At 55.2% G+C, this 14,934-nt stretch carries 15 protein-coding genes; 8 read left to right on the top strand and 7 right to left on the bottom strand.

The features are described from left to right. Positions 1 to 53: 53 nt before the first annotated feature. From ACXAIA_RS11135 to ACXAIA_RS11120, 4 genes are all read right to left on the bottom strand, one after another. Positions 54 to 1,253: a BaiN/RdsA family NAD(P)/FAD-dependent oxidoreductase gene (locus ACXAIA_RS11135; protein WP_475349387.1), complete on the bottom strand. Its 1,200-nt coding sequence runs from the start codon at positions 1,251 to 1,253 to the stop codon at positions 54 to 56. Positions 1,254 to 1,320: 67 nt separating this feature from the next. Continuing rightward, positions 1,321 to 2,406 (bottom strand): GGDEF domain-containing protein, encoded by a 1,086-nt coding sequence (locus ACXAIA_RS11130; protein WP_475349386.1) that lies wholly within the window; start codon positions 2,404 to 2,406, stop codon positions 1,321 to 1,323. 152 nt (positions 2,407 to 2,558) lie between these two features. After that, entirely contained in the window at positions 2,559 to 2,771 is a 213-nt protein-coding gene (locus ACXAIA_RS11125) for a diguanylate cyclase domain-containing protein (RefSeq protein WP_475349385.1), read from the bottom strand. After that, a complete protein-coding gene (locus ACXAIA_RS11120; RefSeq protein WP_475349384.1) occupies positions 2,678 to 3,559 on the bottom strand; it encodes a sensor domain-containing diguanylate cyclase in 882 nt (293 codons plus the stop codon). Before ACXAIA_RS11120 ends, ACXAIA_RS11125 begins: the two co-directional genes overlap by 94 nt. 472 nt (positions 3,560 to 4,031) lie before the next feature. On the opposite strand from ACXAIA_RS11120, the gene ACXAIA_RS11115 reads away from it, so the two are divergent. Continuing rightward, positions 4,032 to 4,991 (top strand): tetratricopeptide repeat protein, encoded by a 960-nt coding sequence (locus tag ACXAIA_RS11115; protein WP_475349383.1) that lies wholly within the window; start codon positions 4,032 to 4,034, stop codon positions 4,989 to 4,991. Between the two features lie 80 nt (positions 4,992 to 5,071). Here ACXAIA_RS11115 and ACXAIA_RS11110 read toward each other — a convergent pair whose 3' ends face one another. Further along, a complete protein-coding gene (locus ACXAIA_RS11110) occupies positions 5,072 to 5,749 on the bottom strand; it encodes a D-lyxose/D-mannose family sugar isomerase (protein WP_475349382.1) in 678 nt (225 codons plus the stop codon). Positions 5,750 to 6,019: 270 nt separating this feature from the next. On the opposite strand from ACXAIA_RS11110, the gene ACXAIA_RS11105 reads away from it, so the two are divergent. Genes ACXAIA_RS11105 through ACXAIA_RS11095 form a run of 3 tightly spaced genes read left to right on the top strand, consistent with a single transcriptional unit; the run spans position 6,020 to position 8,521 of the window. Beyond that, entirely contained in the window at positions 6,020 to 6,754 is a 735-nt protein-coding gene (locus ACXAIA_RS11105; protein ID WP_475349381.1) for an SIMPL domain-containing protein, read from the top strand. Between the two features lie 48 nt (positions 6,755 to 6,802). Further along, positions 6,803 to 7,627 (top strand): rRNA large subunit pseudouridine synthase E, encoded by an 825-nt coding sequence (locus ACXAIA_RS11100; RefSeq protein WP_475349380.1) that lies wholly within the window; start codon positions 6,803 to 6,805, stop codon positions 7,625 to 7,627. A 6-nt stretch (positions 7,628 to 7,633) separates the two neighbouring features. Continuing rightward, positions 7,634 to 8,521 carry a 23S rRNA (adenine(2030)-N(6))-methyltransferase RlmJ gene (locus tag ACXAIA_RS11095; RefSeq protein ID WP_475349379.1) on the top strand — a complete coding sequence of 296 codons (888 nt, stop codon included), beginning with the start codon at positions 7,634 to 7,636 and terminating at the stop codon, positions 8,519 to 8,521. A gap of 78 nt (positions 8,522 to 8,599) precedes the next feature. Here ACXAIA_RS11095 and ACXAIA_RS11090 read toward each other — a convergent pair whose 3' ends face one another. Next, complete coding sequence (locus ACXAIA_RS11090; protein ID WP_475349378.1) at positions 8,600 to 9,304, bottom strand: ChrR family anti-sigma-E factor; 705 nt, start codon at positions 9,302 to 9,304, stop codon at positions 8,600 to 8,602. Continuing rightward, complete coding sequence (locus ACXAIA_RS11085) at positions 9,301 to 9,891, bottom strand: sigma-70 family RNA polymerase sigma factor (RefSeq protein WP_475349377.1); 591 nt, start codon at positions 9,889 to 9,891, stop codon at positions 9,301 to 9,303. The genes ACXAIA_RS11090 and ACXAIA_RS11085 overlap by 4 nt, the downstream gene beginning before the upstream one ends. 212 nt (positions 9,892 to 10,103) lie before the next feature. Here ACXAIA_RS11085 and ACXAIA_RS11080 point away from each other — a divergent pair, with 212 nt between their 5' ends. Genes ACXAIA_RS11080 through ACXAIA_RS11065 form a run of 4 tightly spaced genes read left to right on the top strand, consistent with a single transcriptional unit; the run spans position 10,104 to position 14,893 of the window. Continuing rightward, positions 10,104 to 11,447, top strand: a complete 1,344-nt coding sequence (locus ACXAIA_RS11080; protein WP_475349376.1) for an NAD(P)/FAD-dependent oxidoreductase — start codon at positions 10,104 to 10,106, stop codon at positions 11,445 to 11,447. After that, entirely contained in the window at positions 11,444 to 12,277 is an 834-nt protein-coding gene (locus tag ACXAIA_RS11075) for a DUF1365 domain-containing protein (protein WP_475349375.1), read from the top strand. Before ACXAIA_RS11080 ends, ACXAIA_RS11075 begins: the two co-directional genes overlap by 4 nt. 5 nt (positions 12,278 to 12,282) lie before the next feature. Next, positions 12,283 to 13,560 carry a class I SAM-dependent methyltransferase gene (locus ACXAIA_RS11070; RefSeq protein ID WP_475349374.1) on the top strand — a complete coding sequence of 426 codons (1,278 nt, stop codon included), beginning with the start codon at positions 12,283 to 12,285 and terminating at the stop codon, positions 13,558 to 13,560. Continuing rightward, positions 13,547 to 14,893, top strand: coding sequence for an MFS transporter (locus ACXAIA_RS11065; RefSeq protein WP_475349373.1), 1,347 nt, complete (start codon positions 13,547 to 13,549; stop codon positions 14,891 to 14,893). The genes ACXAIA_RS11070 and ACXAIA_RS11065 overlap by 14 nt, the downstream gene beginning before the upstream one ends. The last annotated feature ends 41 nt before the right edge of the window (positions 14,894 to 14,934 follow it).

The following is a 14,934-nucleotide window of genomic DNA, read 5'->3' as shown; positions in this document are numbered from 1 at the left end:
AATTTGTTCCCGGCTCAGCAAAAAAGGCATACGGAGCAAGGATTTGAATGGGGCTAAACGACCTGTCCGGCAGACCAGCCAGACGACCACGCCCATTGGAAGTTGAACCCGCCGAGATGGCCGGTGACATCGACAACTTCGCCGATGAAATAAAGACCGGGCACGTCGCGGGCTTCCATGGTTTTCGATGACAGGGCATTGGTATCCACCCCGCCAACGGTGACCTCGGCCGTGCGATATCCTTCGGTGCCGCTGGGTGTCAGGGCCCATTGATTGACATCCATGGCAAGTTTGCGCAGCGCCTTGTCACCGGTTTCCCCAATCGGGCGATCCAGACCATGGGTGGATGCAATCATCTGGGCAAGCCGGTTGGGCAGAATGCGTGACAGAACCGTATGCACGGCCTGTTTCGGGTTTTCACCCTTGGCAGATTTCAAAAGATCAAAGGCATCTTCTTCCGGGTTCAGGTTCACGGTGATGGCATCACCTTCATTCCAGTAAGACGAAATCTGCAAGATTGATGGCCCGGAAAGACCACGATGGGTAAACAGCAATCCTTCGCGGAACTGCTTTTTGTTGCATTGCACAATTGCATCGACCGAGATGCCGGAAAGCTCCCCGGTTCGGGCGCGCAAATCCGGATCAAATACAAACGGGACAAGGGCGGCACGGGTCGGAATGACATTGATGCCGAACTGTCGCGCAATCTGATAGCCGAAACCGGTCGCCCCGATTTTCGGGATTGATAGGCCGCCACAGGCAACCACAAGCGACTCACAAGTCCACTGTGCGCCGGTGCGCGTGGTGACATCAAAGCCGCCATCGTCGCGCTTGATGATATTGGAAATCTCGGTATTGAGCTTGATCGTCACATCGGCGGCGTCACATTCATCAAGCAACATGTCGATGATCTGGAACGACGACTCATCGCAAAACAGCTGGCCCAGCGTTTTTTCATGCCAAGCGATGTTGTAGCGGCTCACCAGATCAAGGAAGTCATGCTGCGTATAACGCTTGAGCGCGGATACACAGAAACGCTTGTTCTCGGAGATGAAGTTTTCCGGGCTCGTGTGGATATTGGTAAAGTTGCAACGCCCACCGCCGGAAATACGGATTTTCTGCGCCGGCTTGGCACAATGATCCACCACCACGACGGACCGCCCGCGTTTACCTGCTTCAATCGCACACATCAGGCCGGCTGCACCCGCCCCGATGACAAGAACATCAATCTTTTTCAAGCCCGTCAGATCCATTCATATGAGTTTCGGACCTGCTTATACGTGGAAATGACCGTGTTGTCAGTGCCAGCAGCGCAATTGCCTATTGGGCTGCCATACCTTTGCCGGTTTGCGCAGGGCTATCGTTGCCCAAAACCTGCTTTTCGCTGGCGACCTGATTGCGTCCGTTTTCCTTGGCGAAATACAGCGCCATGTCGGCGCGTTCGATCAGTTTGGCGATCGTTTCACCGGGTCGGAATTCGGCAACGCCGATGGATGCCGTGACCTTGCCAATGATGGTCTTGCCGCTTTTTGACACGACCTTGTGGCTTTCGATGTAATGACGCAACTGATTACCAAACAACACGGCATTGCCAAGCGATGTGCTGGGCAGGATGATGGCAAATTCCTCGCCACCATATCGGGCTGCGGTGTCCTGGCCTTTGACATTGCGCGTGAGGGATTCGGCCATCAGTCGGATCACCTGATCGCCGATCTGGTGGCCATAGGTGTCGTTGAACTTCTTGAAGTGATCGATATCAAGCAACAAAAGGCTCAGCGGTTGGCCATCCTCCATCGCGTGCATCATGCCTTCACGCAACTGCATGTCAAAAGCCTTGCGGTTGGCGATACCGGTCAGGCCATCGGTCAGGGCTTCACGTTTGAGGTCTTCCATGTCCTCGCGCAGGCGGGTGATTTCGCATGAGCTGTTGGTCAACCGGTTTTCAAGGGTGCGGTTAACCCCTTCCATCTCGCGCGTCGCGCCAAGCAGGGTATGAAGTGCTTGCTCAAGATTGCTGAGATCGCGGTTCTTGTCCCCGACATAGGAACAGAAATGATCGAGCGCCTTGTTATATTTCCGGGTGTCGACGCCGACTTCGTGAACCGTATCAAGGATACTGCCCAATTGTTCGCGCAGGTCGTTGGAAATGCGTTCGATGATTTCGTTTTCGCGCTTGTCGCTGAAGAACCGGGTATGGAGTTCTTCACATTGCGCCTCATCAAACTCGCGATGATTGCTGCGCAGGATATCGATGGTGCGGCAAAGGTCGAAATTGGTTTTCGCGACATAGGTAAAGAAAATCTGGAAATTGTCCGGGTGTGACATCACGCCGAGCTCCGCCATCAATCTAAGGGCAGCCTCGGTGTAGGTTTGTGCTGTTTTGTGATTAAGCCCGTGCGCGGTCATCAATTTCCTGCAGTAGAATTATGTCGCTGAAAGTTGCGGCATTATCCTATGCAAGAGAATAAGCTAACGGTTTGATATAGGTCAGCAGTAGACCGGGTTTTTGAACAAGTTTCCGTGTGGTTGAAAAGTGGCTTTGGCAGCCGCCACTATGCTTAGGCACTTTCCGCGCGCGGGATCGGTTGATGAAGCAGATCGTTCTGGTTCATCACACAGTTTCGACCGCTTTCCTTGGCAAGATACAATGCCTGATCGGCGCGTTCGATCACGCGGGTCAGGGGCTCACCCAGCTGATAGGTCGCAACCCCGATAGAGGCGGTAATACGCCCAAGGTCTTCGTTGCGATTGATGCTTTTGAGGTGTAGCAACTCAATGGATGCGCGGATATTTTCGCCACCCGCATGGCATCTGACAGGGTCGTGGCCGGAAGGATAACCGCGAATTCCTCGCCACCATATCGTGCGGTGGTGTCGCGTCCTTTGACATTTTGCTGCAGCGTCTTGGCCAGCGTGCGGATGACCTGATCGCCCGCCTGATGGCCGTGGGTGTCATTGATCCGTTTGAAGTGGTCAATATCGATCAAAAGAATACTCAGGCACTCGCCACCTTCCATCGTTGCCATGGCGGCATCGCGCAGGCTTTCATCAAACGCCTTGCGATTGGCAATCCCCGTCAGCCCGTCGGTGTGGGCTTCGCGCTTCATTTCTTCAAGATCAAGAAGCAGCTGGGTCACTTCGGCCGGGTCCTGACTGGTATCCTTGTTACCGTCTTTCGTGCTTTGGGCATCAGAAAGGTCAGCAACACCAAGAAGATCGTTGGCAGCCGCACTGATCTGATCTTTCCCGTCAGACAGGCGACGCAGAAGGTTGGAAACCTGTTGGTGCAGATCATTTGAGATGGCTTCGCGCAGAAGCTCGGCCCGGCCCGGTTCGATGAAACGTTGATAAAGCTCGTGGCACTTCAGATCATCAAGTGCACGCTGGTTGCTGCGCAGGATATCAATCAGGGCAACCAGATCATCATTGGATTTTTCGACATAGGCAAAGAACACAGCGAAATTGATCGGGTTTGCACTCAAACCCAATTCATTTAGTAATTCCAGCGTTTCACGCGACAGGGCATACGACCGCTGTCGGTATTGTTCTTGCTGAGGCATTCCGGGGAACCTGAAGGAGCGATATCGTGGGGACTGTAGGGTCAGGACCTTTTAATTTGGTTTGAATGGTCACTCAGATTTGTGCGGATACGCGAAGCAAAACCGCCGGAAGATATTTATCTTTCAAGGTTTTGCGACAAAGTAACCCGTGCAAATCTAAGCGATCCGAAGGACAGAGCTTATATTTGCAAACTCCTGTGTCAAATCCCTTAAGCGGGATACCAACCCGCTAGGCGGCATTTTCCTTGGATTTCACAAATTTAAGCTCTGCCATTCCAATCAAATTAATAGGTCTTGACCCTCACCACTTCTTTAAGTCTGGGACGCGTATTTAAGTTACAGACTATATCAGTTTTGTCACATGCGCGTACAGAGTGTGCAGGTTGTAATTTTATTGGTTTGTTCAAGCATGTTCGGTAGTTTCAGTGATCGGGAAACGGTTCCAATCCGGACAAGAAGACGGGAAGAAAAGATGCGGAAACTATCTGCTTTGATCGCTGCTCTGACGGTGATGTTGGGGGTTGTCCTTTATGGAGATGTGGCCGTCGCGCAAAGCAACGATACATCCGACCAGACAACGGTCAATGGTCAGGTTACCGACAGTACGACCGACAACCCGGCAATTGATTATCGCCCGCTATCGGCCGAAGAACGCTCCAACATGCCGCCGCTTATGGAACGGTATGTTCTTGATGAGCTGAAAAACCTGCGCACAGAAATGCAGGGCATGCGTGCCGAATTGCTGCGCGAAGTCGTCAATCGCCAGCTTGAGGCCATCGACAAGGCGATCTCGTATTCTTCGAACACCGTGACTTATTTCTTCTACTTCGTGGCAGCGGTCGGTGCGCTTCTGACCATGCTGGGCTGGCAGTCCCTGCGCGAACTGAAATCAAGTGTGCGCAATCTGGCCAATACCGAATTGCAGCGCCTGTCGCAGGAATTCGAAGGGCGGTTGACCTCGCTTGAAAATGAACTGCTGTTGAAATCCAAACTGATCAACGAACATCAGCACGAAATCGAACGCACCCAGACCATTCATGCGCTGTGGCTGCAGGCCAACCAGTTGGGCAATCCGCGCGCAAAGATCGAAACCTATGACAAGATCCTCGAACTTGCCCCCGGCGACCCGGAAGTCATGGCCTATAAGGCGGACGCCGCCCTTCAGCTTGGTGACCGTGACTGGGCGCTCAGTCTGTGCAACCGGTTGCTGGCCGAGGAACCCGAAAGTGCCAACGGCCATTATCAGCGCGCATGCGCCAATGCGGGGCTGGGCTTCAAGGAAGCCGCCCTTGCGGATCTGCGCCGTGCGGTCGAACTTTCTGATGCCATGCGCCAACCGGCCTGGAGCGAAGAAGAGTTTGAACCACTGCGCGATATGCCGGAATTCACCGATATTCTTGGCAACAAGGAAGACTTGCCGCCTGCCGAGTAGGTCAGAACGTCAAAGTATCCAAGCAAAAAGCCCTGCAGGATTGCTGCAGGGCTTTTTCTTTATCGGGCGTACGACGTTGCTTAGCTGCTGGGCAGTTCGTTCCACAGCGGATGGATCGGCGCGACGTCTTCTTCGATTTCGGTAAAGCGGGCATCGCAGTCAAAGAAGTAATTGTCTGTGAGGTCATCATTAACCTGTGACACTTCGCCGACAATGACCGGGCCTTTGCCCTCTTCGCCATAGAAGCGATGCACAAGCGTGCGCGGCAAGGTGACACTTTGACCCGGCTGCAGAACAACCTTGCCACCGGCGGGCAGGATGTTGAGCTTGCCATCGGTGCGCACGCGGACCTCGTTCTCGCGGTCCATCTGACCATCATCGGTCAGGTTGCAAAGCTCGATCACGAGGTTGCCGCCACCACGCACGATGATGTCTTCCATTTTGACCTTGTGGTAATGCCACGGGCATTCCTGATTTTCGCCAACAATCATGATCTTTTCGGCATAGGGCACTTCGCCCGGCTGGCGCAGAATGCCATTGCGCAGGCAAAACAGGATCAGGCCGCGCTTTGCGAAATCGCCTTCGCCGTAATCGGTAACGTCCCAGCCCATCTGATGGTCGCGGCACCATTTCGCCAGATCGGCCTCGCCATCCCATTGTGCCGGGCTGTAATGGGCCCATTCCGGCAGTTTGAATGCGATGGATGCATAAAGTTCCTTGGCATGCTCGATACAGGCATTGATTTCAGAACGCAGCATGGATGACCTCTTGTGGCGTTATATGTGGTGCTTGGTGCGAATGATTTGGCCGGGTTTTACCACGCCCGAAGGGTGAATGCGACAGTTTTTGAATGCATTCAAAATATTTTCATTTTGGCTGCAGTTGGAGGGCGTCGTGGCCAAATACTGCCCCGCAATCGCCGTTTTTCACGCCAATACAATGCAGATACCGTGAAAGTCATCGCCCGCGATATCATATCTGGCATATCGCGCGGAATCGGACAGAGAAACTGCAAAGGAAACGGCCCCATGGCGCAATCATCGGGATTTGCAAAAGTTGTTGCGGCAATCGTTGTTGCCGGTGGATTGGCAGCATCGGGCTGGCTGGTCGGAACCGGCATTGAAAACATGCGTGCCCTTGATCGCTATGTCACGGTCAAGGGGCTGGCTGAACGTGACGTAAAGGCCGACAAGGCCGTTTGGCCGATTACCTATGTTGCGACCGATGATGTGCTGCAAAACGCACAGGCCAAGATCGATGCCGATACCAACACACTCTTTGAATTCCTTGCCAGTCATGGCATCACGCGCGAAGCAACGGAGCTGCAAAATCTGCAAGTGACCGATCAACTTGCCCAGTCCTATCGCTCCGGCCCGATTGAGAGTCGCTATATCGTCAATCAGACCATTCAGGTGCGCACCGATGATGTTGATGCGGTGGTTGCCGCGTCACAGGATATCGGCAAGCTGTTGCAGAGCGGTGTTGTTTTGGGCGGGCAGGGCTATAACCCGGGGCCGAGTTACCTGTTTACGGGTCTTAATGACATCAAGCCGGAAATGATCGCGGCGGCAACTGCCAATGCCCGCGAAGCGGCCCAACAATTCGCCAGCGATTCCGGCGGTGAGCTTGGCGGTATTCGTCGCGCAACGCAGGGCCTGTTTCAGATTTTGGCGGCTGATGGTGCGCCCAACATGATGGAAGCAAACCAGATCAACAAGACCGTGCGCGTGGTCGCCACCATGGAATATCTCATCCGGGATTAGGCCCTGAACCCAGTTGACAGCCTCGCCAAAGCTGGTTTTATGCGCGCCATGGCGCAATTGATCCTGTTTAACAAACCTTACGGGGTGCTGACCCAGTTTACCGACCGTGAAAACGGCCGGGCGACCTTGGCTGACTATATTGATCTGCCCGGTGTTTATGCTGCTGGCCGGCTGGATCGCGATAGCGAGGGGTTGTTGCTGTTAACCGATAACGGGCCGCTTAATGCGCAGATCGCCCACCCGAAATTCAAAAAACCCAAAACCTATCTTGCGCAGGTCGATGGCGAACCAACCGACGAAGCCCTCGAAGCCCTGCGGCGCGGGGTGGAGCTTAAAGACGGCCTGACCTTGCCCGCCAAGGCGCGGTTGATTGATGAACCGGCCGGGCTTTGGGAGCGTGATCCGCCGGTACGCTATCGCAAGGCCATCCCGACAAGCTGGATTGAGCTGACAATTACCGAGGGCAAAAACCGTCAGGTGCGCCGCATGACCGCCGCGGTCGGTTTCCCGACCTTGCGCCTGATCCGCCATGCCATCGGGGATTGGACGCTGGGTGACCTCGCGCCCGGCGAATGGAAGGTGATCGAGGTCGATGCACCGCCCGCCACCCATCGCAGACTTTCACCCGGATCGGCCAAGCCGCCGCGGCGTAATCAATTGCCCGATGACGGCAACACCAAGACTGAGAACCCATCCGATGGCGAACGCGCTGGCGCAAAGCCGGGTAGTTCTCGGCGTAAGGGGGGCTATAAATCGGCCCGCCAACGCAATGCCCCCAACGATGCGGCACACAGCGCATCGGACACCAGCCAACGCCGCAGGCCGGGCGGGGCAAAGCCTGCACGCCATCGTTCGCGCCCGAAGAAAGGATAAGCCGCCATGCTCAGTTACCTGCACGGCTTTCACGCTGGGAATTTTGCCGACATGCACAAGCATGCTGCCCTTTGGCTGGTGCTTGAACACTTACGCAAAAAGAAAAAGCCGTTCTGCGTGATTGATACCCATGCCGGATCGGGCTGGTATGATCTGGGCAGCGAACAGGCGGCCAAAACCGGCGAATGGAAAGACGGGTATGCGCGGGCAAAAGATGCCAATGACGCGCCGGAAATGTTGCAGCAATTTCTAAGCTACGTCGCGGGTTTTGATCCGGTCGCCAAGGGCCGCGATTATGGCGTGCGCGACGGCGACGACAATCACGGTCCGTTCTATCCCGGATCGCCGTTTATTGTGCGCGAAATGCTGCGCGAGGATGATGAACTGGTCCTGATGGAACTGCATCCGCGCGAACATGAAACACTGTGTCACCGGGTGAAGCGCGATACGCGCGTTCATCTGCACAAGCGCGATGGCTATGAAGGTGTGGTTGGCATGATGCCGCCGGCCATCCGGCGTGGGTTGGTGCTGATGGACCCAAGCTATGATGTGAAACAGGATTATCAAAAGGCCGCCAAGGCCGTGCGTGAGGCCTGGGAAAAATGGCCGACCGCAACCTTCATGCTGTGGTATCCGATCCTTGAAGACGGATTTGACGCCGAGCTTCGCACATCATTTGCGGCGATCAAGGCATCGGGCGGTGTCCTGTGTGCTGAATTGGCCACCGATCAGGGCGGGGCAAAGGGCCGCATGCGCGGTACGGGGCTTCTGGTCGTTAATCCGCCCTGGCAGTTTGATCAGCAGCTTGGCGAAATCGGCGACTGGCTTGCGAAAACTTGCAAGCTGCCGGGACCGGCAGAACATCACATCAGCTGGCTGGTCCCCGCAGCCTAGAACTTCACAGAAAAGAGGCCCCAAAGGCGTGATGCCAACGGGGCCTTGATGCGTTAGGATGCATTGGGAACGGGGGTATCAGATGCCAAAGAACGGCTGCAGCAATTTCGGCAGCAGACGGTTGAACTTCATCGGGGCATCGGTTGCGATCAGGCAGATGCATTCCTCGGCCGTATCGGCAATCGGCTGATGATCGATATCATCATCAAGATCCGCGACATCACCGGCCCGGAACCGTCCGATCTCGTCGATATAGGATCCCTTGATCAGCAAAGTCATTTCATGACCATGATGCCCGTGATCGGGGATCGACACACCCGGTGCAATCTTCATCAGGCGCACTGTGCCCTTGCTTTCGATTGATTTCAGCTGGAAATGCTTCACACCCGGTGCAAGCGTTTTCCATGGAATGTCTTCGAGCGACATCACATCGTCGGGCAGCAGATCGGCAAGCGGCCTTGGCAGGGCGCTCATGGCGCTGCCGGTAATGCTTTCGCCAACTGCAACGCGGCGCAAGGATGGCAACTCCTCGGTGACGATGTTTTCATTCGCCGTATCGCGTTCAAGCATTGCCATGACGTGATCAAGTGAATGATCCGCCATAGACATGCTGTCGGTGCTTTCAAGGGCGGCACCGCCCATGGTTTCATATCCACTGACCTTGTCGCGGCAATGCGGGCACACGGTCATATGGGTTGCCACCAAAAGCTCCATCGCTTGCGACAGGGAACCACTGGCATAATCCATCAATGTCTGATCGGTTGGATGATGCTTGATATTCATGCGACACCTTCCAGTCCGCCACGCAACTTGCCAAGCGCAAGCCGCAACCGGGACTTCACAGTCCCCAGCGGGATATCAAGACGCTCGGCGATTTCGCTATGTGAGCAATCTTCGAAAAACGACAATTCAACGACCACCTTCTGATCGGCTGGTAATTCCGCCATCGCGGCTTTGACAAGGACGGCCTCTTGGTCACGATTGACAATGTCATCTGCCAGCGGGTCTTCGTCGACGATCAAAGTCGGGTCGGAATCATCAACCTCGATATGTTTACGTTGCCGGAACCGGTCAATTCGAAGGTTCCTGGCGATGGTGAAAATCCACGTACTGGCCGCTGCCTTTGAGGGATCAAACAGGTGCGCCTTGCGCCAGACCTGCATCATTGCTTCCTGAGCCATTTCCTCGGCGGTTTCGGAATTGCCGCCAAATCGGAACATGTAGGCCTTCACGCGCGGGGCGAAATGCGCAAACAGTTGCGCAAACGCTTCCCGATCGCGCGAGGTCGCGACGGAAACAATCCAGTCGGCACATCTTTTCGCTTCGACCGGATCAGCTGGTCCGGTGCGTCGTGGTGTGGTGCCGCTCATTTTGGTCTCTGGTCCCTTTTGGGGCCGCGCCAGGATCGTGTTCATCATTCCAATCCTACGTCGGCCGCATTCATTTGGATCAAATAAAAATGTATGTTTTTGCCAGATACTTACAATGACACCCGACAAATAATTCAGGGTGATCTGCACGTCTTTAACGTGCGTACTCATATGTAACACTCACACATTAACTGCAAACAGGCCCCGCCGATATGAACATCGTCACCCCGGGAAAACTCAATATCGCTGTGGTCGGGTCCGGCATTTCCGGCCTGTCTGCGGCCTGGCTGCTGAGCCAATCACATAATGTAACGCTCTATGAAAAGGATGACCGCCCCGGCGGGCATTCCAACACGGTCGATGCGGGGCAGACCCCGGTTGATACCGGCTTTATCGTTTACAATACCCGATGCTATCCGAACTTGTGTGCGCTGTTTGATCATCTTGATGTCAAAACCACGCCGACCGATATGTCCTTTGCTGCCTCGATGGATGAAGGCGGGCTGGAATATGGCGGTGGGGATCTTTCGGCCCTGTTTGCCCAGAAACGCAATCTGTTCCGCCCACGCTTCTGGAAAATGGTGCGTGATATCCTGCGTTTTTACCGCGAAGTACCCGCTGCCCTTGAAGACGGTACGGCCGAACATATCAGCCTTGGCGATTACCTGCGCGACAAGCGCTATTCCAAATCCTTTATCAATGACCATCTTTTGCCCATGGGGGCTGCGATCTGGTCAACGCCGGTTGATACCATGATGGCCTATCCGCTGGCGGCGTTTGTCCGGTTTTGTCAGAACCATGGCCTTTTGCAGATCAAGGATCGCCCGCAATGGCGCACCGTGGTTGGCGGGTCACGCGAATATGTGAAACGCATGACAGCAAACATTTCCGGCGGTGTGGTTCTTGATCGTGCCATTGCCAAGGTCGGCAAAACTGCGTCTGGCGGTGCCTTTGTCGAGGACCGCTATGGCAAACGCGAAGAATATGATCACGTGGTTCTGGCCTGCCACGGTGATCAGGCGCTGGCCCTGCAGGATGCACCCGATCCGCGTGTACGTGATCTACTGTCAGCCTTCAAATATGAACGCAACCTGGCGATCCTGCACAATGACGCCAGCCTGATGCCGAAAAACCAGAAGGTCTGGTCAAGCTGGAACTACCTGGCCGAGGACCATGACGGCGAACAAAAAGTCTGCGTGACCTATTGGATGAACCGCCTGCAGCATCTTGATCAACAGCAACCCCTGTTCGTGACCCTCAACCCGCCACGCCACCCCAAAGACGGCAGCGTGATCCGGTCGTTCCTGTATGATCATCCACTATTTGATGCGGGTGCAATGGCGGCGCAAAAAGACCTGTGGTCGATACAGGGGGTGGATAACATCTGGTATTGTGGCAGTTACTTTGGCTATGGCTTCCATGAAGACGGTATTCAGTCCGGCCTTGCCGTGGCCGAGGCGCTTGGCAATGTTCGCCGTCCGTGGAACGTGGAAAATGAAAGTGGCCGCATCCATCTTGGCGATCCTGCGCGTGCACAATCAAGCGAGGCCGCATGACACGACCTGTTGCGGATAAGCCGACATCGGCCCTGTTTGAAGGGGTAGTTGCCCACCATCGGTTACGCCCGAAAAAGCACAAGCTGCGCTATCGGGTGTTTTCCTTCCTGCTTGATCTTGATGAGATCGATGGTCTTGCCGCAAAGCTGAAACTGTTCAGCCGCAACCGCTTTAACCTGTTTTCGTTCCATGATCGCGATCACGCCGATGGCGGCAAAGCCGATCTGCGCACCCGACTTGAATGCATTCTGCAGGGTCACGGTTTGGGCGATTGTGCGCACAAAATCCAATTGCTGTGCTATCCGCGTTTACTTGGTTTTGTGTTCAATCCGTTGTCGGTTTATTTCTGCCACCGGGCGGACGGTTCGGTGGGGGCGGTGCTTTATGAAGTCTCCAACACCTTTGGGGATCGGCATAGTTATCTGATCCCGGTGGGTGACGGTGCGCTGGATGACAAAAACGTGCTGCGCCAGTCCTGTGCGAAGGGTTTTTATGTCTCACCCTTTATCGACATGGTTGCAGACTATCATTTCCGAATTCGTATTCCCGATCAAAACGTTGCGGTCGCCATCCGCGAGACCGATGCCAAGGGCGCGTTTCTCAATGCCGCCTTTGTCGGTGATCGAACCGAGCTTTCCGACCGTAAACTGTTAGGAGCGTTCATTCGCTACCCGCTCATGACGCTAAAGGTCGTGGCAGGTATCCATTGGGAGGCGCTCCATCTTTGGCGAAAGGGTATGACGTTCCATAAACGACCAGCACCGCCAGAGCATGCCGTGACCTATGTGCTGGAAACCGGGACGGCAGCGGCCCAAGCAGGAAAGAGATAAAAACAATGCCAAACCGCAATCGTAATGCATCCGCCGACATTCTTCCGCTGCGTGACCGCATCTTGCCGATGCTGGGCAGCATGACGGGCAGTCGCAGTCTTCTGAAAGCCATGCTCAAGCGTGTTCTTTCGCATTTGCATTACGGGCGTTTGACCATTGTTTTGCCCGATAACGATACCCTTCATTTTACCGGTGATCAGGAAACCGACCTGCGTGCGGCCATCCATATCCATGACTGGCAGGCAATCCGCAAACTCGCCACCGGCGGCGATGTCGCCTTTGCCGAGGCCTATATGGATGGCAGTTGGAGCAGCCCGGACCTGACCCACCTGATGCATTTTGCCATGCGCAATGAAACGATTGTGCGCGCCCGTCTGGCGGCTGGTTTTCTGGCCCGCACGGTGGCGCGGATCGGACATTTGCGCAACGCCAATACGCTTGAGGGTTCAAAGCGCAATATTGCCTATCACTATGATCTCGGCAACGAATTCTATCGCGCCTGGCTTGATCCCAGCATGACCTATTCTTCGGGCCTGTATGATACGTCCGACATGTCGCTGGATGCGGCCCAGGACGCGAAATACGAACGCATTTGCGCGCTTGCGGATCTGAAACCCGGCGAGACTATCCTTGAAGTCGGCTGTGGCTGGGGCGGCTTTGCCGAACTGGCCGCCGGCAAATATCGCTGCAACGTTACGGGGCTAACGCTTTCGAACGAACAGCATGCCTATGCCCGTGAACGCCTGTTGCTGCAGGGATTGCATGACCGGACGGATATTGTTCTGCGCGACTACCGTCATGAAGAAGGCCAGTATGACAAAATTGTCTCGATCGAGATGTTCGAGGCGGTCGGCGAAGAACATTGGCCAACCTATTTCGAAATGATCCGCAACCGTCTGAAGCCGGGCGGCAAAGCGGTCCTGCAAATCATCACCATTGATGATGACCGGTTTGAAACCTATCGACGTGGGGCGGATTTCATTCAGCGCTACATCTTTCCGGGGGGAATGTTGCCCTCGCCAACCGCACTGTCAGCAGCGGTCGAGAACGCCGGGCTTGAAGTGCGCCATTCGGAATTCTTTGGCAAATCCTATGCCCGCACGCTGGCCGAATGGCAGCGCAGCTTCCAGCATGCCTGGGATGGCATTGCCAAGCAGGGCTTTGATCTGCGTTTCAAACGCTTGTGGGAATATTATCTCGCTTATTGCGAAACCGGCTTTGATCAGGGCTCGATCGATGTTGGCCTGTTCGTGATCGAACATCGCGACAATGCGTCCGACTGAATACCCCACCCAGACATCCATCTTCTATGCGCTTCCGGCGATGGCCGCAGCCGTGCCGACCATCCCGGCCTATGTCCTGTTGCCAAGTTATTACGGCGATGACCTTGGCCTTGGCTTGGCGATCACAGGCGTGGTCCTTTTGCTGGTGCGAATGATCGATATGCTGACCGACCCGGTGGTCGGTTGGCTGTCAGACAGGACCGGCAATCGCAAAATCTGGACCGGGGTCGGGGCACTGATTGCCGGGATCGGCCTTTGGTATTTGTTCAGCCCACCCAAAGACCCCGATGCACTCTATCTTTTAATTTGGGCGAGTGTGCTTTTCCTCGGCTGGACGATGTTTCAGGTGCCCTATCTTGCCTGGGGGGCGGACCTTTCCGGTGATTATAAAAAACGCACGTCGCTTACCGCTCTTCGCGAAGGGGCCGGTCTGATCGGCATTGTTCTGGCCGGGGCCATTCCGGTTCTGATCAACGCCACGGATCGTGCCGCGGAAATCCAGACCCTTGCCATCGTGACCCTGACACTGGGGGCTGTCTTTGTCGCGTTTTTGATCTGGCAGGTGCCTGATCCGGTTGCGCAGCAAAAACGCACAAACTCGACGGCAACTGGTATGGGGTCAGGTAACCTTGTTAAGACCGTGCGTCTTGGGTTTCGCAGCCTGCGCGACAATCGCCTGTTCATGCGTCTGCTGGCAGCCTGGATGATCAATGGATTGGCGGCCGGGCTGCCTGCGGTCTGCTTCCCGCTGTTTGTTCGCTATTACCTCGAACTGGGTCAGGACAGCGAGAACATGCTGATCCTGCTTTATTTCGCAGCCGCCATCATCGCCATTCCGCTTTGGGTTGTCATGGCTGGACGGGTGGGCAAACACCGGGTCTGGTGTCTGGCCATGGTGATGGCGATCATTGCCTTTGTGTTTGTACCGATCCTTGATGCCGGGGACTTTGGCGCCTTTGCCCTCATCTGCCTTGTGACCGGTGCGGCTTTGGGGGCGGACCTTGCCCTGCCGCCGGCCATTCAGGCCGATGTCGATGACTGGGATCGCTATCGCTTTGGCGTGCGGCGCACCGCGCTTTTATTTGCCCTTTGGAACATGACCAACAAGCTTGCCATGGCGTTGGCGGCGGGGATCGCGCTTCCGATCCTGGGGGCCTTTGGCCTGACCGAGGGCGGGGATGAAAAAACCGGTGCTTTGATCGTGCTGGTTTTGATCTATGCGGTGATCCCCATCGTATTGAAAGCAGGAGCAATCGGGATGATGTGGCGCTTTCCACTGGATGGTGCGCATCAGGTTGCCATTCGTCGGCGCCTTTCACGCCGCACCGTTTGATCTTGGGATGTCAGGACAGGAGAAAATCGATGCTGCGGAAT

It is taken from the genome of Thalassospira sp. ABL2_045 (genome assembly GCF_056161285.1).
Note: the sequence above shows the minus strand (reverse complement) of the source record. Positions and strands in the feature narration are given on the sequence as shown.